Consider the following 20,767-nt stretch of genomic DNA (forward strand, 5'->3'; position numbering starts at 1 on the left):
GATTAACGTACCTTCAGCGTCGCCAGGCCAATCAGCACCAGCATCAGCGAAATAATCCAGAAGCGCACGATAACGCGCGGCTCCGGCCAGCCTTTCAGTTCATAGTGGTGGTGGATCGGCGCCATGCGGAAGATGCGCTGACCGCGCAGCTTAAAGGAGCCGACCTGCAGAATAACCGACAGCGTTTCCACCACGAAAACCCCGCCCATGATCACCAGCAGGAACTCCTGACGCAGCAGCACGGCGATAATGCCCAATGCGCCGCCGAGCGCCAGTGAACCGACGTCGCCCATAAAGACTTGCGCCGGGTAGGTGTTGAACCACAGGAAGCCCAGCCCCGCCCCGACAATCGCCGTACAGACGATCACCAGCTCGCCGGCGTGGCGCAGATACGGGATATGCAGGTAGTTGGCGAAATTCATGTTACCGGTGGCCCAGGCCACCAGCGCAAAGCCTGCCGCGACGAAAACGGTCGGCATAATCGCCAGGCCGTCGAGGCCGTCGGTCAGGTTGACGGCGTTGCCGGTACCGACGATAACGAAGTAGGCCAGCAAGATATAGAACAGCCCCAGCTGCGGCATTACGTCTTTAAAGAACGGCACCACCAGCTCGGTTGCCGGGGTATCTTTCCCCGCCAGATACAGCGCGAAGGCCACGCCCAGGGCGATCACCGACATCCAGAAATACTTCCAGCGGGCGATCAGGCCTTTGGTATCTTTGCGCACGACTTTACGGTAATCATCAACGAAACCGATGATGCCGTAGCCGATTAATACCGTCAGTACGCACCAGACGTACGGGTTAGATGGATAGGCCCACAGCAGAACGGAAACGGTGATCGCGGTGAGGATCATGATCCCGCCCATGGTCGGAGTACCGCGTTTACTGAAATGAGACTCCGGGCCGTCGTTACGTACGACCTGGCCAAAGGCGAGTTTTTGCAGACGGGCGATCATGCGCGGGCCCATCCACAACGAGATGAACAGCGCGGTCAGCAGGCTGACGATGGCGCGAAACGTCAGATAAGAAAAGACGTTAAAGCCGGAATAATATTTGACCAAGTGTTCGGCCAGCCATACTAACATGTCCCAGTCTCCTGTAATGCGCGTACTACCTCTTCCATGGCGGCACTACGTGAACCCTTCACTAAAATGGTCATTATTTTGTGCTCCGCCAGCAGCTCGCGCAGGCGAGCCACCACGGCGGCTTTATCGTTAAAATGTTCGCCCACGCCGCTGGCGCGGCTGATATCCGCGCTCAAGGCGCCGACGCTGAGGACGCAATCCAGACCCGCCGCTTTCGCCGCTTCGCCGACTTCGCGATGGCAGGCCGCGCTCTCCGCGCCAAGCTCTGCCATATCGCCGACCACCATCGTGCGAAAGCCGGGCATCTCTGACAGCACCTGCACCGCCGCGGTCATCGAACCAACGTTAGCGTTATAGGAATCATCCAGCAGCAGCTGGCTCTCGGTCAGCCGGATCGGGAACAGACGTCCCGGAACGGCCTGCAGCTGCGCCAGCCCGGCTTTCACCGCCGCCAAATCGGCGCCTACCGCCATCGCCAGCGAAGTGGCGGCCAGCGCATTAGCGATGTTGTGGCGTCCCGGTAGCGGCAGCAGTACGTCAACGTTGCCGGTTGGGGTCTGCAGCGTAAATTCGGTGCCGTGGCTGGTGATCTGCACGTTGGTCGCCGTGAAATCGCTGTTCGCCGCGTTCGGCGAGAAGCGCCACACTTTGCGATCGCCAATCACCGCCTGCCAGTTCAGCCAGTCGTTATTGTCGGCATTGAGGATGGCGATGCCATTTTCCGGCAGACCGGTATAGATTTCGCCCTTCGCCTTCGCCACGCCCGCCAGCGATCCGAAACCTTCCAGGTGCGCCGCAGCAAGGTTGTTGACCAGCGCCGCTTCCGGACGCGTCAGGCTGACGGTCCAGGCGATTTCGCCCTGGTGGTTGGCGCCGAGTTCGATCACCGCGTACTGATGCTCTTTGGTCAGCCGCAGCAGCGTCATCGGGACGCCGATATCGTTGTTCAGGTTGCCGGCGGTATACAGCGTGTTGCCGCACTGGCTGAGGATCGCCGCGGTCATCTCTTTAACCGAGGTTTTACCGGACGAGCCGGTCAAGGCGACGACGCGAGTCGGCACCTGCTGACGCACCCAGGCGGCTAACTCACCGAAAGCCTGCCGGGTATCGTTCACAATCACCTGCGGGAGATCGCAGGCCAGCGGACGACTCACCAGCAGCGCGCCGGCGCCCGCCGCTTTCGCCTGTTCGGCAAAATCATGGGCGTCGAAACGCTCCCCTTTCAGCGCCACAAACAGGCAGCCCGCCGTCACTTTACGGGTATCGGTGGTCACCTCGTCGATAGCGACATCGCTACCCTGCCGTTCGCCATGGGCGATCGCGGCAAGTTGACTTAACGTAAAGCGAATCATGCTACCGCTCCCAGCAGACGCGCGACGGTCACGCGGTCGGAATAATCCAGACGGCGGTTGCCGACGATCTGGTAATCTTCATGGCCTTTACCCGCCACCAGCACCACGTCGTTCTCTTTCGCCTGCATCACGGCGTTGGTCACCGCTTCCGCGCGGCCTTCCATCACCTTCGCCTGACCTGCATCGAGCATGCCGGCCAGAATATCGTTGATAATCGCCCGCGGCTCTTCGGTGCGCGGGTTATCGTCAGTAACGACCACGATGTCGGCAAATTCTTCCGCGATAGCGCCCATCAACGGACGTTTACCTTTGTCGCGGTCGCCGCCGCAGCCGAAGACGCACCACAGCTTGCCGCTGCAGTGCAGGCGTGCCGCCTGCAGCGCTTTTTCCAGCGCGTCAGGCGTATGGGCATAATCTACCACCACGGCAGGTTTACCCGGCGCGCTGAACACTTCCATACGGCCGCACACCGGCTGTAAACGCGCTGCGGTCTTCAGCAGATCGGCCAGCGGATAGCCCAGCGCCAGCAGCGTGGCCAGCGCCAGCAGCAGGTTGCTGACGTTAAATGCGCCCATCAGGCGGCTTTCGATTTCGCCTTTGCCCCAGCTGGAGTCAAACTGGATGGTCGCCCCGCTGTCGTGATAGTTCACCGCAGTAGCCTTTAGCCAGCGGCCGTGGCAATTCGGGTTGATATGATCTTCCATCGATACCGCCACCGCGTCCGGCAGTTTTGCCAGCCAGCGACGACCGACTTCATCGTCAGCATTGACGATGGCCTGACCGCAATGATGGGTGGAGTACAGCAGCCATTTCGCCGCCTCGTAGTGCTCCATGTCGCCATGGTAGTCGAGATGATCGCGGCTGAGATTGGTAAACACCGAGGCGGCAAACTGCAGGGCCGCTACGCGGTGCTGTACCAGACCGTGGGAGGAGACTTCCATCGCGCCGAAGGTAGCCCCCTGCCCGACCAGACTGGAGAGCACATGTTGAACGTCCACCGCGGAACCGGTGGTGTTTTCAGTTGGAACGACTTTATCCAGCAGACCGTTACCGACGGTCCCCATCACCGCGCTGGTTTCGCCGAGCAGCTTTGCCCACTGCGCCAGCAGCTGAGTGGTGGTGGTTTTCCCGTTGGTGCCGGTGACGCCCACCAGACGCAGCTGCTGCGACGGCTGATGATAAAAACGCCCGGCCAGCGCCGATAAGCGTTCGTTAAGCTGGCTCAGGTAGATAACCGGCACGCCGTGCATTTCACGGATCTCACCGTCTTTAGCTTCGCCCTGCGCTTCAGCAATAATGGCAGCCACACCTTGCGCTATCGCCTGCGGGATATAACGACGCCCGTCCGCCTGATGACCCTGTACCGCGATAAAGAGATCGCCGGAAGCAGCCACCCGGCTGTCCAGCGTCATCTCTCGCAGAATGCGCTCCGGTGCGTTTGGCACCCATGGAGCGAGTAGGTCGCGCAAATTACGATCTGCCACCTGTTCCCTCGCCTTGATTAATTACAAATTCACTTTTTTCGCCCGTTGCCAGCGCATCCGGCTCGATGTTCATGGTGCGCAATACGCCGCCCATGATGGCACCGAAGACCGGCGCGGAAACGGCGCCACCGTAGTATTTACCTGCCTGCGGGTCGTTGATCACCACCACCAGCGCGAAGCGCGGATGGCTGGCGGGCGCAACGCCTGCGGTGTAAGCAATATATTTGTTGATATAGCGGCCATCCGGCCCCACTTTTTTCGCCGTACCGGTTTTAATCGCGATGCGATAGCCTTTGATCGCCGCTTTCACACCGCCGCCGCCGGGCAGCGCCACGCTTTCCATCATATGAACGACGGTACGAACGAGTGATTCCGGGAAGACGCGCTCGCCCGGAACCGGAGGATCAACCTTGGTAATCGACAACGGGCGATAGATGCCATAGCTGCCAATCGTTGCGTAGACTCGCGCTAACTGTAACGGGGTTACCATTAGCCCATAGCCGAAAGAAAAGGTGGCCCTCTCTATGTCAGACCACCGTTGTTTTTGAGGATATAAGCCACTGCGTTCTCCGACCAACCCCAAATTGGTCGCCTTTCCAAGCCCAAAACGTGAGTAAGTATCTACTAACGCTGAGGACGGCATCGCTAACGCCAGCTTAGAAACACCGACGTTACTCGACTTCTGTAGCACCCCGGTCAGGGTCAATTCGCTGTAGCGCGCCACGTCTTTGATTTCGTGGCCGTTAATTCGATAAGGCACGGTATTGAGCACGGTATTTTCGTTGACGATACCGCGCTGCAGCGCCGTCATGACCACCATCGGTTTCACCGTCGAACCCGGCTCAAACACGTCGGTAATCGCACGGTTACGCATGGTGTCTTTTGCCGTACCGGCGAAGTTGTTCGGGTTATAGGATGGGCTGTTGGCCATCGCCAGCACTTCACCGGTGTTAACATCCACTAACACGGCGCTGCCCGACTCGGCTTTGTTAAAGGCCACGGCGTTGTTTAGCTCGCGATAGACCAGCGCCTGCAGGCGTTCGTCGATACTCAGCGCCAGGTTGTGCGCTGCCTGGCTATCGGTAGAAGAGATGTCTTCAATTACCCGGCCATAGCGGTCTTTACGTACGATACGCTCGCCCGGCTGGCCGGTAAGCCATTTATCAAAGCTTTTCTCAACCCCTTCAATCCCCTGGCTATCGACGTTGGTAAAGCCGATGAGGTGAGCGGTTACTTCCCCGGAAGGGTAGTACCGACGGGATTCTTCGCGCAGATGAATGCCCGGCAGCTTCAGCTTCTTGATGTAATCGGCCATGTCAGGGTTAACCTGACGCGCCAGATAGATAAACCGCATCCGCGGATTGGTATTGATGCGCGTCGCCAGCTGATCCAGCGGCATATTGAGGGCATCCGCCAGCGCCTTCCAGCGTGTATCCAGGGTAACCCCGCCGGCGTCATGGAGCTCTTTCGGGTCGGCCCAGATAGCCTTCACCGGCACGCTGACCGCCAGCGGACGTCCGGAGCGATCGGTAATCATCCCGCGCGCGGTGGACACTTCCTGTACGCGCAGAGAACGCATATCGCCCTGGCGCACCAGCATATCGGGGCTGATCACCTGTAGCCAGGCGACGCGACCCAGCAGAAAAGCCAGCGCCAGCAGAATACAGCCGCACAGCAACGCAAAACGCCAACTGATAAAGTTGGCCTGTTCTTCCTGACGTTTTGCTTTAGGCGTTTTTGGCGCTGCTTTCATCCGTCGCAATAATCCTTATTTCTGTACAACGATATTTTCTTGTGATGGATCGACGTGTTGCATCTGTAACTTCTCGGTCGCGATCCGCTCAACCCGACTGTGATCGCCGAGCGCGTTCTCTTCGAGGATCAGGTTGCGCCACTCAATATCCAGGGCGTCGCGCTCCAGAACCAGCTGTTCACGCTGCGCGGTCAACAGGCGCGTGTGATGCGCAGTGGTGACCACGGTAATCGCCGTAATAATGATGCAAATGAACAGGCAGAGTGGCAGTTTCCCAAACCGCAGAAGGTCGTCCCCGATCACGCCAGGCAAAGCATGGCGCTCGTTGCTTCCAATCGACCCTTTAACCTTGCTTAAGGCCTCTGTCACTCTGCCGATCATGCGTTCGTCCTCTCTGCGATACGCAGCACTGAACTACGGGCGCGTGGATTCTCTGCCACCTCTTCTTCGCCCGGCATCAACTTGCCTAGTGCTCGCAACTCACGGCCGCCCAGTTTTTTGAGCTGCGCTTCGGTCATCGGTATTCCCGCCGGAACCTGCGGACCGCGGCTTTGCTCACGCATAAAGCGCTTCACAATGCGATCTTCCAGCGAATGAAAACTAATGATCGACAGCCGCCCACCCGGGGCCAGCACGCTGAGCGAGCTTTTTAGCGCCTGCTCTATCTCCTCCAGTTCACTGTTTACCCATATGCGCACCGCCTGGAAGGTACGGGTCGCGGGATGTTTGTGCTTATCTTTTACCGGCATCGCCGCGGCGATGACTTCCGCCAGCTCTTTGGTGCGGGTCATCGGCTGAATGCGATTACGTTCGACGATCGCGCGGGCGATACGTTTGCCGAAACGCTCTTCGCCAAAGGTTTTAATCACCCAGGCGATATCGTCTTCTTCAGCCGTCTGCAGCCATTCGGCCGCGGACTGACCGCGCGTCGGATCCATGCGCATATCCAGCGGCCCGTCACGCATAAAGGAAAAGCCGCGTTCCGCATCGTCAAGCTGCGGGGAAGAGACGCCGAGATCGAGCAGAATGCCGTCGATCTTACCGGTAAGATTGCGCTCGCCGACGTACTCAGCGAGTTGTGAAAAGGGACCATGTACGATGGAAAAGCGGGGGTCATCGATGGTTTGCGCGACGGCAATCGCCTGCGGGTCGCGATCGATAGCCAGCAAGCGTCCTTCCGCACCCAGCCGGGAGAGGATCAGGCGCGAGTGACCGCCGCGGCCAAAAGTACCATCAATATAGATACCGTCTGGACGAATATTGAGGCCGTTGACGGCTTCATCCAGAAGTACCGTAGTATGTTTATAATTTTCCATCATTTTTATAAGGACAAATCCTGCAGGCGCTCCGACAGTTCACCGGTCGCGGACTGCTCAGCGTCGATATCTTCCTTGACCCGTTGATACCAGGTCGTTTCATCCCACAGTTCAAATTTATTAAACTGCCCGACCAGCATCACTTCTTTTGTCAGCCCGGCATGCTGCCGTAACACCGGCGCAATCAGCAAGCGGCCGGCATTATCCATCTGACATTCGCTGGCATGACCCAAAAGCAAACGCTGTACGCGCCGCTCAACGGGATTCATGCTCGATAAACGCGACAATTTCTGCTCGATGACTTCCCATTCAGGCAATGGATAAAGCAGCAGGCACGGGTGATGAATGTCAATGGTGCATACCAATTGACCGGCAGCGTCCTCGATCAGCCCTTCGCGATAGCGCGTTGGCACGGCCAGGCGGCCTTTGCTGTCGAGATTGACTAACGTTGCTCCACGGAACATGCCAGCCTCACCCCTTTTCGCCACTTTACCCCACAAATTCCCACCAGAAGGAGTTTACGGAGCGGAGGAAAAGCTTGTCAAGCCAGCACGGATGCCAACGGAGCTCAAAAACCCATTATTTACAGCCGACATTAGCCCTGATGAAAAAATCATCAACAGGCGAGGCAAATTAACGTTATGAATACGTGTAAGAAAATAACCAACAAACTCGTAACAGTTATAAACAACAGAATATCTTCGGCGGGAAAATATAAAGTGTCAGTTTGCGACGCGAGCGGCATTTTAGGCCATTATGCCGGCCGTTAACAGTACCTGTTGCTGGCAGAGGGACTGGCCAGGCGCGGGATATGACGGGGAAGAAAGCGTGGCGCGTACAAAATGAGTGTTAATTCAGCAATTAACCTGATGAATGTAACAAAATAATACAATTAAAGTCCGCGCAGTCATTTTTTGTACCCCATTTGGAGTCACAAAACGATGGTCAGTGAATAAAATAAAATAACGAGTAAAGAAGTTTAGGGATTTGTCTGAAATATATTCAGTTTTGCATTTTGCACGTCAATTGCCTGATTTATCGCCAGCGGCCTGCTTACGGTCAGGCCTGCCAGGTTTATACTTGGGCGCTGGCGATATGGCGCCCTTAGCGGCGATTCAGGCTACCGCGACGATAGAGATTACGGCGAATACGGCTAAGACCCGGCTTCGGCTTGCGAGGTTCGTCGAGGCTGGCGAGGACGATCTCCAGCACCCGCTCAGCGACATCGCGATGACGCTGGGCCACGGCCAGTACCGGACACTGCAGAAAATCGAGCAGCTCATTATCACCGAAGGTGGCGATCGCCAGCTCGGAGGGCAGTTTACCCTCGCGACGCAAGGTCACATCCATTACGCCCTGCAGCAGCGGGAAAGAGGTGGTAAACAGCGCCTGTGGCATCGGATGGGTTTCAAGCCATTTCTCAAACAGCTGGGCCGCCGCTTCGCGCTCATAGCTGTTGGCATAGAGATAATGCACCTCACGCGGATCGTCCTGCCAGGCTTTACGGAAGCCCTGTTCACGCAGGAAGCTCACCGACAGCTCCGGCAGCGCGCCGAGATAGAGCACCGTTTCGCCAGGAAACGTCCGCAGCTCAGCTGCGAGCATCTCGGCGTCATCCTGGTCAGCGCCAACCACGCTGGTGAAGTGCTCGCGATCGAGGGCGCGGTCGAGGGCGACAATCGGAAACGGGTCGTTAGCCCAGCGCTGATAAAAAGGATGCTCCGGCGGCAGCGAAGTAGAGACAATGATAGCGTCCACCTGGCGCTGCAGCAGATGCTCGATGCAGCGCATCTCGTTATCGGGCTGATCCTCCGAGCAGGCAATCAGCAGCTGATAGCCGCGCTGACGCGCCTGACGTTCGAGATAATTTGCAATCCGGGTATAGCTGGTGTTTTCCAGATCCGGGATCACCAGACCGATAGAGCGTGTGCGTCCTGCACGCAGGCCAGCAGCGACCGCATTTGGGTGATAGTTGTGCTCTCGCACCACAGCCATCACTTTTTCGACCGTTTTATCGCTTACGCGGTACTGCTTCGCTTTGCCATTAATCACATAGCTCGCGGTGGTTCTTGAAACACCGGCCAGCCGGGCGATTTCATCCAGTTTCACAATTGCCCCTTGGGTAAGAAGTGCCAAACATAACCATTATTCAGGTATGGAATCCTTTTTATAACATCTAAGCGCAGAATAGTTAGCGCAGCAACCGCTTTCGCTTACAGTTCCTACTGATTTCGCAAAAAAAAAGCCCGACAGTCTCTGCCGGGCTATTTTTACAGCAGTTCCCGATCCTTAGCGCATGATTTTATCACCGCGAGACAGGCCGACCACGCCGGAGCGAGCCACTTCCACAATCCGAGCGACATCGCGCAGCGAGGCCAGAAATGCATCCAGCTTATCGCTGGTGCCGGCGAGCTGGACGGTATAGATAGAAGGCGTCACGTCGATAATCTGTCCGCGGAAGATTTCGGTGTTGCGCTTCACTTCTTCACGGCCATAGCCGCTGGCCTGAACCTTCACCAGCATAATTTCGCGTTCAACATGAGCCCCCTGCCCCAGCTCGCTGACCCGCAGGACATCCACCAGCTTGTGCAGTTGCTTTTCAATCTGCTCAATCGCTTTTTCATCGCCCACGGTCTGAATGGTCATTCTGGAGAGAGTGGGATCGTCCGTCGGCGCGACAGTCAGGCTTTCTATATTATAGCCACGCTGGGAAAAGAGGCCGATAACGCGGGACAATGCACCCGATTCGTTTTCCAGTAATACCGATAATATCCGGCGCATAATCAGGTCCTCTCCGTTTTGCTCAACCACATTTCATCCATGCCGCCGCCGCGGATCTGCATGGGGTACACATGCTCACTGCCGTCGACGGTCACATCGACAAACACCAGCCGACGCTGGCGCACCTGCTCCAGAGCTTCAGCAAGCTTCGTCTCCAGCTCCTGCGGCTCGCTGATGCGGATCCCGACGTGGCCATAGGCTTCCGCCAGACGGACAAAGTCCGGTAGCGATTCCATATAGGACTGCGAGTGACGCCCGGAATAGAGCATATCCTGCCACTGCTTCACCATCCCGAGATAGCGGTTGTTGAGGTTAAGCACCAGGACCGGCAGCTCATACTGCAGCGCAGTGGAGAGTTCCTGAATGTTCATCTGGATACTGCCGTCACCGGTCACGCAGACCACCATTTCGTCCGGCAGAGCCATTTTGACCCCCAGCGCAGCCGGTAGGCCAAAGCCCATGGTGCCGAGACCACCGGAGTTAATCCAGCGCCGCGGTTTATCGAAGGGGTAATACAGGGCGGCGAACATCTGATGCTGACCCACATCGGAAGTGACGTAGGCATCGCCCTGGGTCAGCCGCCAGATAGTTTCAATTACCGCCTGCGGTTTGATTTTATCGCTCTGGTCGTCGTAGCGCAGACAATGACGGGCACGCCACTGCTCGATCTGTTGCCACCAGTCGCGAATGTCGTCCAGCGGCTGCTGCGCTTCCTCCTGCTCCAGCAGCTCCAGCATCTGCTCCAGCACCAGCCGGGCATCGCCGACGATCGGCACATCTGCCGGCACGGTTTTCGAGATTGAAGTCGGATCGATATCAATATGCAGTACCGTCGCGTTCGGACAATACTTGGCCAGGTTATTGGTGGTCCGGTCGTCAAAGCGAACGCCGACGGCAAAAATCACGTCCGAGTGGTGCATGGTCATGTTGGCTTCATAGGTGCCGTGCATCCCCAGCATCCCCAGCGCCTGCGAGTGTGTCGCCGGGAAAGCGCCAAGTCCCATCAAGGATGAGGCCACCGGCAGCTTCAGTTTTTCCACCAGCTCGCGCAGCTGAGGTTCGCAATGCGCATTGATCGCCCCGCCGCCGACGTAGACGACCGGCTTACTTGCGGCCACCAGGGTCTGCAGGGCGCGTTTAATCTGCCCTTTATGGCCACTGGTGGTTGGGTTATACGAGCGCATGCTCACTGCGTCCGGCCAGACGTAAGGCAGCTTCTTCGCCGGATTGAGAATATCCTTCGGCAGATCGACCACTACCGGACCGGGGCGACCGCTGGCCGCCAGCCAGAAGGCTTTCTTCAGCACGCCGGGAATATCTTCGGTCTGCTTCACCAGGAAACTGTGCTTCACCACCGGACGGGAAATCCCCACCATGTCGCACTCCTGGAAGGCATCGTAGCCGATAAGCGAGGTGGCTACCTGCCCCGAGAGGATCACCAACGGAATAGAGTCCATATAGGCTGTCGCAATGCCAGTGATGGCGTTCGTCGCCCCAGGCCCAGAGGTCACCAGCACCACGCCGACCTCCCCGGTCGCCCGCGCCAGGCCATCCGCCATATGCACCGCCGCCTGCTCGTGACGAACCAGCACATGATCGATACCGCCAAGGGTATGTAACGCATCATAGATATCGAGGACTGCGCCTCCGGGATAGCCGAATACTTGCTTGACGCCCTGATCGACAAGCGATTGGACGACCATCTCGGCTCCTGACAACATCTCCATGGTTTGCCTCCAGGCTTATTGTTTTACGACAGCGGAACTCAATTTCCGCGCGCTCGCACGATGCGAAGGAGTGGTCCTCCGCATTGAGGTGAATGTACTGCATGCCACTACCATAACTGCTCGCCAGCAGGCAGGCAATTCGCCGCAGCTGAGGCCTTATTTCTTGAATAAGAAGAAAAGAAAGCGGTGAGGGGAAAATATGGTGAATTGCTTCAGAGATAAGAAAAGAGAATGGTAAATACTCGGCGAAAAAGGGTGATAACAGGAATAGATCCATTTTTCACGAACACAACGAACTCCTCGCGCAAGGTAAACAGAATAAAATTCTGCTTTATTTGATTTATGTCATATAAAAAAAGGAGCCGAAGCTCCTTTGCTATCTATCGTCGTCGGGTCAGCGCTTGCAAATGTCCACCAGCAGCTCTTCCATCCACTGGTGGCCTTTATCACGACCAGCGGCTTCGTGCCAGGAGAGATAGCAGGTCCGACTGTTGACCTTCAACGGCAAAGGTAATATTTGCAGGGCAAGCTTGTCAGCAAATTCATCTGCCAGCCAGCGCGGGGCAATGGCCACCATCTGGGTTTGCGATACTACGTTTAATACGCTGACCATCGCATTACCCTGATAGGCGATACGCGCTTGTTTATCGGCCGTGTCATACCACGGCAAACTAAATGAGGCATACCGGTCGAGAGCAACGGCGGCATGCTCCTCGCGATAAATATCCGCCTCCATCATCGGCCCGGAAATACGCGGATGGTTGCGACTGGCGACCAGGACCATTTCGTCTTTAAATAACGGAACGCAGGCAAACTCAGGGCGACGGAACTCTTCATAACCGATTACGAATTCTGTTTCCTGATAACGTAGCTGATGTTCCGTATTTTGATTCAGCGCAGACTTAAAGACTAAATGAATATTAGGTGCTATCTCTGCAACTTTATTAAAAATAACCGACGTCAGGATGTTATCCAGCGGGCTGCAGACGCACAGATGGAACACGCGCTCACTGCTCAGCGGTTCAAAACCGGAGCCTGGCAATTCGTTTTGGACCAGCTGCAGCGCCTGGCGTACCGAGCCAAACAGCTGATAGGCGCGCGCCGTCGGCTGAATACCGCGGCCATAGCGCACAAAAAGCTCGTCATTAAACATCACTTTCAGTCGTGAAACCGCATTGCTCACCGCGGGTTGTGACATGCCGAGCGTATGGGCGGCACGAGTAATATTCTGCTCTTGCATAACCGCATCAAAAACGGTAAGCAGATTGAGATCAACCATCCGTAGTTGAGGTTTAACGACTTCCTGTCCGGGGGCTGATTTATATTCTGGAGTTTCAATTAACATATCTAATTCCGCCGTCACGATGAATTCCCTTCACTAAACCGCTATAATTAGCGCCGAAAATATCATTTACCATGCAAATGACATTTACAAAATAGCAAAAGAAATTTTTAGGAATATATCAAGGCTATGAGTGGCAGTGAAGAAACGGTCCTGATCAAAAAATTGAGCCGCTCAAACCATACTGATTACTTAATGATGATAAGTGTAACCATAATCCATAAAAATAAAAACAGCACCACGAGTTAACTGTAACTTAAGCAATAATAAAGTATTTTATTTTTCCCTCCATAAAATTAACAAATCCTTATCATTGAAAAATAATCCGCTAGCGTTCGAATACATTCACAGGAAAAATAAATTTAATATTTTCATCCAGATACCGTTTTTTGTCCCTTCATTGGCGACACCTGTTCGACGATGCCTTGAATGCAAAGCACTTTTTCAAATGAAACAATTGGGGATAAACCGCCTTCGGTCCAAAATAGGATCTTCGGCAAAATGGGGCTTACATCAGCACATTTTGCTAATTCATTTAGTCAGCCCAAAACGCTTTTTCCATGCCAGGGGTTGACTTTAAAACGGCTATCCAGTAACTCTAAAAGCATAACGATTTCATCTGGAGTTTGACGCAATGATTCGCACCGCTCGTATCACCAGCCTACTACTACTAAACGCATGCCATTTGCGCGGTAGGCTGTTGGGCGACGTTCAGCGTTAAGTCATCTTCCAGCAAGACTATAAAACCCGCGCCTTGGCGCGGGTTTTTTTATGCTCGTCAACAAGGCGCCAGGACACAGACTAAGGATCCAAACCATGAGCCAGCAAGTCATTATTTTCGATACGACCTTACGTGATGGCGAACAAGCGTTACAGGCAAGCCTGAGTGTCAAAGAGAAGCTGCAGATCGCACTGGCCCTTGAGCGAATGGGGGTCGACGTAATGGAAGTCGGTTTCCCGGTATCCTCGCCGGGCGATTTTGAATCGGTGCAAACCATCGCACGCACCATTAAAAACAGCCGCGTGTGCGCTCTGGCGCGCTGCGTTGAGAAAGATATCGACGTGGCGGCGGAATCGTTAAAAGTGGCCGAGGCTTTCCGTATTCATACCTTTATTGCCACCTCGCCGATGCATATCGCCACCAAACTGCGCAGTACGCTGGATGAGGTTATTGAGCGCGCGATCTATATGGTGAAGCGGGCACGCAACTACACTGACGACGTTGAGTTCTCCTGTGAAGACGCCGGCCGTACGCCGATTGCCGATCTGGCTCGCGTCGTGGAAGCGGCGATCAACGCCGGCGCCACCACCATTAATATCCCGGATACCGTCGGCTATACCATGCCGTTCGAATATGCCAACATCATCAGCGGCCTGTATGATCGCGTGCCGAATATCGACAAAGCAATTATTTCCGTCCACACCCATGATGATCTGGGCATCGCTGTCGGTAACGCCCTCGCCGCGGTCCACGCCGGTGCGCGCCAGGTAGAAGGTGCGATGAACGGTATCGGCGAACGCGCCGGCAACTGCGCGCTGGAAGAAGTGATCATGGCGATCAAAGTGCGCAAAGACATCATGAACGTGCACACCAACATTAATCATCATGAAATCTGGCGCACCAGCCAGACCGTCAGCCAGATCTGCAATATGCCGATCCCGGCGAACAAGGCCATCGTCGGCACCGGCGCCTTCGCCCACTCCTCCGGCATTCACCAGGACGGCGTGCTGAAGAACCGCGAAAACTACGAGATCATGACCCCGGAATCTATCGGCCTGAACCAGGTGCAACTGAACCTGACTTCCCGCTCCGGCCGCGCGGCGGTGAAACACCGGATGGAAGAGATGGGCTACCAGGAGAGCGATTACAACCTGGATCATCTGTACGACGCATTCCTGAAGCTGGCGGACAAAAAAGGCCAGGTCTTCGATTACGATCTGGAAGCGCTGGCCTTTATCAACAAGCAGCAGGAAGAGCCAGAGCATTTCCGCCTGGATTACTTCAACGTCCAATCCGGATCCAGCGATATCGCCACCGCCTCGATCAAACTGGTCTGCGGGGATGAGATCAAAACCGAAGCCGCCAACGGCAACGGTCCGGTCGATGCTATCTACCAGGCGATTAATCGCGTCACCGACTACAACATTGAATTAGTGAAGTATGGCTTAAGCGCGAAAGGCCACGGCAAAGACGCCCTGGGCCAGGTGGATATCGTCGTTGACTACAATGGCCGCCGCTTCCATGGCGTTGGTCTGGCAACGGATATCGTAGAGTCGTCAGCCAAAGCGATGGTTCACGTGCTGAACAACATCTGGCGCGCCGCCGAAGTCGAAAAAGAATTGCAACGCAAAGCTCAGAATAAAGAGAACAATAAGGAAACCGTGTAATGTCGAAGAATTACCATATTGCCGTTTTGCCGGGTGATGGCATTGGCCCGGAAGTGATGAACCAGGCGATGAAAGTACTGGAAGCCGTGCGCCAACGTTTTGCCATGCACATTACCACCAGCCAGTATGACGTTGGCGGGGCGGCCATCGACCGTCAGGGAACTCCCCTGCCGCAGGCGACCGTCGCCGGATGCGAGCAGGCGGATGCGATCCTGTTCGGCTCCGTCGGCGGTCCGAAATGGGAGCACCTGCCGCCGGCGGAACAACCAGAGCGTGGCGCGCTGCTGCCGCTGCGTAAACACTTTAAACTGTTCAGCAACCTGCGCCCGGCCAAACTGTATCAGGGGCTGGAAGAGTTCTGCCCGCTGCGCGCCGACATCGCTGCTAACGGCTTCGACATTCTCTGCGTACGCGAACTGACCGGCGGCATCTACTTCGGCCAGCCGAAAGGCCGCGAAGGCAGCGGTCAGCATGAGAAAGCCTTTGATACCGAGGTGTATCACCGCTTTGAGATCGAGCGTATCGCGCGCATCGCTTTTGAATCCGCCCGCAAGCGTCGTCACAAAGTGACTTCCATCGATAAGGCCAACGTTCTGCAGTCCTCCATCCTGTGGCGCGAAATCGTCAGCGAGATCGGCAAGGAGTATCCGGACGTTGAGCTGGCGCATATGTATATCGATAACGCCACCATGCAGCTGATTAAAGATCCGTCCCAGTTCGACGTGCTGCTGTGCTCCAACCTGTTTGGCGACATCCTCTCCGACGAGTGCGCGATGATCACCGGCTCGATGGGTATGCTGCCGTCCGCCAGCCTCAATGAACAAGGTTTTGGCCTGTACGAGCCGGCGGGCGGTTCCGCACCGGATATCGCCGGCAAAAATATCGCCAACCCGATCGCGCAGATCCTCTCCCTGGCTCTGCTGCTGCGCTACAGCCTCGACGCTGACGAAGCGGCGACCGCCATTGAAAACGCGATCAACCGCGCCTTAGAAGAAGGGGTTCGAACCGGCGACTTAGCGCGCGGCACGGCGGCGGTCAGCACTGATGAAATGGGCGATATTATTGCCCGCTATGTCGCAGAAGGGGTGTAATCATGGCGAAGACGTTATACGAAAAATTATTTGATGCGCACGTAGTGTATGAGGCGCAGAACGAAACCCCGCTGCTGTATATCGACCGCCATCTGGTGCACGAAGTCACCTCTCCGCAGGCGTTTGACGGTCTGCGCGCCCATGGCCGCCAGGTGCGCCAGCCGGGTAAAACCTTCGCTACCATGGATCATAACGTCTCGACGCAGACCAAAGACATTAACGCGTCCGGTGAGATGGCCCGCATTCAGATGCAGGAGCTGATTAAGAACTGTAAAGAGTTCGGCGTTGAACTGTACGACCTGAACCACCCGTATCAGGGCATCGTCCACGTCATGGGCCCGGAACAAGGGGTTACCCTGCCGGGGATGACGATCGTGTGCGGTGACTCCCATACCGCCACCCACGGCGCGTTCGGTGCGCTGGCGTTCGGTATCGGCACCTCCGAAGTGGAGCATGTGCTGGCGACCCAGACCCTGAAACAGGGCCGCGCGAAGACCATGAAAATCGAAGTCCAGGGCAAAGCGGCGCCGGGCATTACCGCCAAAGATATCGTGCTGGCCATCATTGGTAAAACCGGTAGCGCCGGCGGCACCGGCCATGTGGTTGAGTTCTGCGGCGAAGCGATCCGCGATCTGAGCATGGAAGGGCGTATGACCCTGTGCAACATGGCGATCGAGATGGGCGCCAAAGCGGGCCTGGTCGCGCCGGACGAAACCACCTTCAATTACGTACGCGGCCGTCTGCATGCGCCGAAAGGCAAAGATTTTGACGATGCCGTAGCGTACTGGAAAACCCTGAAAACCGACGACGGCGCGACGTTTGATACCGTGGTAACGCTGCAGGCGGCGGAAATTGCCCCGCAGGTGACCTGGGGCACCAACCCGGGCCAGGTGATCTCGGTGACGGATAACATCCCCGATCCAGCGTCGTTCAGCGATCCGGTGGAACGCGCCAGCGCCGAAAAAGCGCTGGCCTATATGGGGCTGAAATCCGGGATCCCGCTGACGGAAGTCGCTATCGATAAAGTGTTTATCGGCTCCTGCACCAACTCGCGCATCGAAGATTTACGCGCCGCGGCGGAAATCGCTAAAGGGCGTAAAGTGGCGCCGGGCGTCCAGGCGCTGGTGGTGCCGGGTTCTGGTCCGGTGAAAGCGCAGGCGGAAGCGGAAGGTCTGGATAAGATCTTTATCGAAGCCGGCTTTGAGTGGCGCTTACCTGGTTGCTCTATGTGTCTGGCAATGAATAATGACCGCCTGAATCCGGGCGAACGCTGTGCCTCAACCAGCAACCGTAACTTTGAAGGCCGTCAGGGCCGCGGCGGACGCACGCACCTGGTGAGCCCGGCAATGGCCGCGGCGGCAGCCGTTACCGGCCATTTCGCCGATATCCGTAATCTGAAGTAAGGAGACCATCATGGCAGAGAAATTTACCCAACATACCGGCCTGGTGGTTCCGCTGGATGCTGCAAACGTCGATACCGACGCGATCATCCCTAAGCAATTTTTGCAGAAGGTCACCCGCACCGGCTTTGGCGCGCATCTGTTTAACGACTGGCGCTTTCTCGACGATAAAGGTCAACAGCCGAACCCGGAGTTCGTGCTGAATTTTCCTGAGTACCAGGGGGCATCGATACTGCTGGCGCGGGAAAACTTCGGCTGCGGCTCCTCGCGCGAGCACGCGCCGTGGGCGCTGACCGATTACGGCTTTAAGGTCGTTATCGCCCCGAGCTTTGCCGATATCTTTTACGGCAACAGCTTCAATAACCAGCTGCTGCCGGTGACCCTGAGCGACGAGCAGGTCGATGAGCTGTTCAAGCTGGTGCAGGCCAACCCGGGCATTACGTTTGAAGTGGATCTGGAAGCGCAAGTGGTTAAAGCCGGGGATAAAACCTACAGCTTTAAGATCGACGATTTCCGCCGCCACTGCATGCTCAACGGCCTGGATAGCATCGGCCTGACGCTGCAGCATGAAGCGGCGATCTCCGACTATGAACGCAAGCTGCCGGCGTTTATGAATTAACCTTTGGGCCCGGTCATTTGATCGGGCTTTTTATTTTATTGCGGAGAAAATTGCGATCTCACGCACAAAAACCAATTTTAATTTGCTGATTGTCAGACCTTACCGCCACCCTGCCCTACCGCCTAAAGAAGAATTATTCCGCTTTCCTCCCCTTCTCCAGCACTGTTTATGTATTTTCCCTGCACTGCAAGTAAAAATAAGGCACGAGTGTTTAATATAAAAATATAAGAATGTGAAGAAAGCGTTAATCTCATAGAGAACCCCTATGGCTATGCACAAAAAAAAGCATTATTTTTCGATTTTTCCCCTCGTTATCTTTTGCCACAGAGAAATATTAACTAAGGACACGCCTGGGCCCCGCATATCGGCCTCCCGGCCTCCTGTGGAGAGAAGAGATGAGCCACTATCCGCACCTTTTCAGTCCGTTGACCATCAACGGTATGACGTTAAAAAACCGCATTATTATGCCCCCTATGGGCACCAATATGGCCACGCTCAATGGCGAGGTGTCGCAGGAACAGCTGGAATACTACGAACTGCGGGCCAAAGGCGGCACCGGGCTTATCACCATCGAAAATATTTGTATTGATTTCCCCTTCGCCTCCAACGGCACCACCCAACTGCGCATCGATAACGATCAATATATTCCACGGCTGTTTAAATTAACCGAGACCCTGCATAAACATGGCGCCTGCGTATCCATTCAGTTAAATCATGCCGGCGCTTCCGCTTATGCCTACCGACTGGAAGGCCAGACGCCGCTCTCCTCTTCTACAACGCCGTCGAAGAAGCACGGTAATATTCCGCGTCCGATGACCCATGAGGAAATTTATCATGCGGTAGAGAAATTTGGTGACGCCGCGGAGCGCGTTCGGCGCGCAGGTTTTGACTGCGTCGAAATTCATGCCGGTCACTCCTATTTAATTAGCCAGTTTTTATCGCCGCTGTTTAATAAGCGCACTGATGAATTTGGCGGCAGCGTCGAAAATCGCACTCGGATACTGAGTCTGATTGTCGATAAGGTTCGCGCCTGCGTGGGGCCGCGTTTTCCGGTCAGCCTGCGCATCAGCGCCGACGACTTCCTCAAGGGCGGCAATACCCTCGAAGATTCCCTGCGTATTCTTGAGCTCTGCCAGGAGAAGGTCGATATCATCAACGTCTCTGCGGCGCAGAACGACAACCTGAATCTGCAAATCGATCAGATGTCGCTGGAGGATGGCTGGAAGCGCTATCTCTCCCGCGCGGTGCGCGATAAATTCCATAAACCCACGGTCATCGCCGGCAATATTCGCACTCCGCAGGTAGCCGAAGATATCCTCGCCAGCGGCGATGCCGATCTTATCGCCATTGGCCGCGGTCTGATTGCCGAGCCGGAGTGGGTGCAGAAAGTGCAAGGCGGAAAAGAGCGTCTGATGCGCAAATGTATCTCCTGCAACATCGGCTGCGCCGACCATCGCATCGCCCGCTCGCGCCCGCTGCGCTGTTCGATTAACCCGGATATTATTCACGGTGACGCCTATAAAATGCGGCGCGTGAATCGCGACACTAACGTGGTGGTCATCGGCGCCGGCACCGCCGGGATGGAAGCCGCCTGCACCGCGGCGGAAGTTGGTTGCCATACCTGGCTGCTGGAAGCGAAAAACCACGTCGGCGGCCTCGCCAGCGAAATCTCCCGCCTGCCGGAGAAAAAACGCATCGCTGATTTCCCGCAGTTTATGAAAAATCGTATCGCCTCGCTGGACAACCTGATGCTGCAGATCGGCAAGCGGGCCGACGTGGCTTCAGTTTCCGCCCTGCGTCCGCATCTGATTGTCAACGCCACCGGCTCAACGCCGCTGCTGCCGCCCATTGAAGGCTTGCGGGAAAACATTGACGTCGAGAACGGCAAGATCTTTTCCATTACCGGCATGATCGACAATCTGGCGAAATTTACCGATATCAAGGGCAAACGCATCGCCGTAGTCGGCGCCGGCGCCGTTGGCCTTGACGTTATCGAATACTTTACCGCTCGCGGCGCACAGGCGGTGCTAATCGAGATGCAGGACGCCGCCGGCCGCGATCTCGACATCATTACCAAAAATGCCATGTTGACCATGCTCGACGAGCACCAGGTCGAACAGCACATGAATACCCAACTGATGGCGGTCGCTGCCGACCATTTCCAGGTGAAAAATACACAGCAAACCTTCGATATTCCCTTCGACTACGGCTTTGTCTGTCTGGGGATGCGCGCCAACCGGACGGGTCTCGACGAGATCGAGCGCTGGGCCAATGCCAATAACGTCAAAATCATGAACATCGGCGACAGCGTGATGGCGCGACGCATTATCGATGGCGTCCGCGAAGGCCGCAACGTACTGGATGCACTGGAAGACATGGGTGCGCTGGGCAGCCGCGAAGCACAACGAATTCCCTTTCTAACTTATTGA

17 protein-coding genes are annotated in these 20,767 nt (G+C 56.0%); 6 read left to right on the plus strand and 11 right to left on the minus strand.

Features of this window, described 5'->3' with window-relative positions:
* Positions 1-2 precede the first annotated feature (2 nt).
* From mraY to leuO, 11 genes are all read right to left on the minus strand, one after another.
* The gene (gene mraY, locus AB1E37_RS21260; RefSeq protein WP_002888562.1) at positions 3-1,085 is read right to left on the minus strand and encodes a phospho-N-acetylmuramoyl-pentapeptide-transferase; all 1,083 of its coding nucleotides are present in this window, start codon (positions 1,083-1,085) and stop codon (positions 3-5) included.
* Complete coding sequence (gene murF / locus AB1E37_RS21265; protein WP_004177411.1) at positions 1,079-2,437, minus strand: UDP-N-acetylmuramoyl-tripeptide--D-alanyl-D-alanine ligase; 1,359 nt, start codon at positions 2,435-2,437, stop codon at positions 1,079-1,081. Before murF ends, mraY begins: the two co-directional genes overlap by 7 nt.
* Complete coding sequence (gene murE, locus AB1E37_RS21270) at positions 2,434-3,921, minus strand: UDP-N-acetylmuramoyl-L-alanyl-D-glutamate--2,6-diaminopimelate ligase (protein ID WP_004182923.1); 1,488 nt, start codon at positions 3,919-3,921, stop codon at positions 2,434-2,436. The genes murF and murE overlap by 4 nt, the downstream gene beginning before the upstream one ends.
* Entirely contained in the window at positions 3,908-5,674 is a 1,767-nt protein-coding gene (locus tag AB1E37_RS21275) for a peptidoglycan glycosyltransferase FtsI (RefSeq protein ID WP_002888559.1), read from the minus strand. The genes murE and AB1E37_RS21275 overlap by 14 nt, the downstream gene beginning before the upstream one ends.
* Positions 5,675-5,689: 15 nt before the next feature.
* Entirely contained in the window at positions 5,690-6,055 is a 366-nt protein-coding gene (gene ftsL / locus AB1E37_RS21280) for a cell division protein FtsL (protein ID WP_002888550.1), read from the minus strand.
* Entirely contained in the window at positions 6,052-6,993 is a 942-nt protein-coding gene (gene rsmH / locus AB1E37_RS21285) for a 16S rRNA (cytosine(1402)-N(4))-methyltransferase RsmH (RefSeq protein ID WP_002888547.1), read from the minus strand. Before rsmH ends, ftsL begins: the two co-directional genes overlap by 4 nt.
* A gap of 2 nt (positions 6,994-6,995) precedes the next feature.
* Entirely contained in the window at positions 6,996-7,454 is a 459-nt protein-coding gene (gene mraZ, locus AB1E37_RS21290; RefSeq protein ID WP_002888541.1) for a division/cell wall cluster transcriptional repressor MraZ, read from the minus strand.
* Between the two features lie 640 nt (positions 7,455-8,094).
* Positions 8,095-9,099, minus strand: coding sequence for a catabolite repressor/activator (gene cra, locus AB1E37_RS21295; RefSeq protein WP_004145952.1), 1,005 nt, complete (start codon positions 9,097-9,099; stop codon positions 8,095-8,097).
* Positions 9,100-9,279: 180 nt separating this feature from the next.
* Complete coding sequence (ilvN, locus tag AB1E37_RS21300; protein ID WP_002888536.1) at positions 9,280-9,771, minus strand: acetolactate synthase small subunit; 492 nt, start codon at positions 9,769-9,771, stop codon at positions 9,280-9,282.
* A 2-nt stretch (positions 9,772-9,773) separates the two neighbouring features.
* Positions 9,774-11,498: an acetolactate synthase 3 large subunit gene (gene ilvI, locus AB1E37_RS21305; RefSeq protein ID WP_002888534.1), complete on the minus strand. Its 1,725-nt coding sequence runs from the start codon at positions 11,496-11,498 to the stop codon at positions 9,774-9,776.
* 394 nt (positions 11,499-11,892) lie between these two features.
* Positions 11,893-12,861: a transcriptional regulator LeuO gene (gene leuO, locus AB1E37_RS21310; RefSeq protein WP_004192013.1), complete on the minus strand. Its 969-nt coding sequence runs from the start codon at positions 12,859-12,861 to the stop codon at positions 11,893-11,895.
* A gap of 613 nt (positions 12,862-13,474) precedes the next feature.
* Here leuO and leuL point away from each other — a divergent pair.
* From leuL to AB1E37_RS21340, 6 genes are all read left to right on the plus strand, one after another.
* Positions 13,475-13,561: a leu operon leader peptide gene (leuL, locus tag AB1E37_RS21315; protein ID WP_004222662.1), complete on the plus strand. Its 87-nt coding sequence runs from the start codon at positions 13,475-13,477 to the stop codon at positions 13,559-13,561.
* 95 nt (positions 13,562-13,656) lie between these two features.
* On the plus strand, positions 13,657-15,228 hold the full coding sequence (gene leuA, locus AB1E37_RS21320; RefSeq protein WP_004178594.1) for a 2-isopropylmalate synthase: 1,572 nt from the start codon (positions 13,657-13,659) through the stop codon (positions 15,226-15,228).
* On the plus strand, positions 15,228-16,319 hold the full coding sequence (gene leuB / locus AB1E37_RS21325) for a 3-isopropylmalate dehydrogenase (RefSeq protein WP_002888487.1): 1,092 nt from the start codon (positions 15,228-15,230) through the stop codon (positions 16,317-16,319). Before leuA ends, leuB begins: the two co-directional genes overlap by 1 nt.
* 2 nt (positions 16,320-16,321) lie before the next feature.
* Positions 16,322-17,722, plus strand: coding sequence for a 3-isopropylmalate dehydratase large subunit (gene leuC, locus AB1E37_RS21330; RefSeq protein ID WP_004177417.1), 1,401 nt, complete (start codon positions 16,322-16,324; stop codon positions 17,720-17,722).
* 10 nt (positions 17,723-17,732) lie between these two features.
* Entirely contained in the window at positions 17,733-18,338 is a 606-nt protein-coding gene (gene leuD / locus AB1E37_RS21335) for a 3-isopropylmalate dehydratase small subunit (RefSeq protein WP_002888481.1), read from the plus strand.
* A gap of 395 nt (positions 18,339-18,733) precedes the next feature.
* Positions 18,734-20,767, plus strand: coding sequence for an FAD-dependent oxidoreductase (locus AB1E37_RS21340; RefSeq protein ID WP_004147052.1), 2,034 nt, complete (start codon positions 18,734-18,736; stop codon positions 20,765-20,767).

This window comes from Klebsiella sp. Shm-1, assembly GCF_040804525.1.
In the GTDB taxonomy this organism is placed as follows: Bacteria; Pseudomonadota; Gammaproteobacteria; order Enterobacterales; family Enterobacteriaceae; genus Klebsiella; species Klebsiella pneumoniae.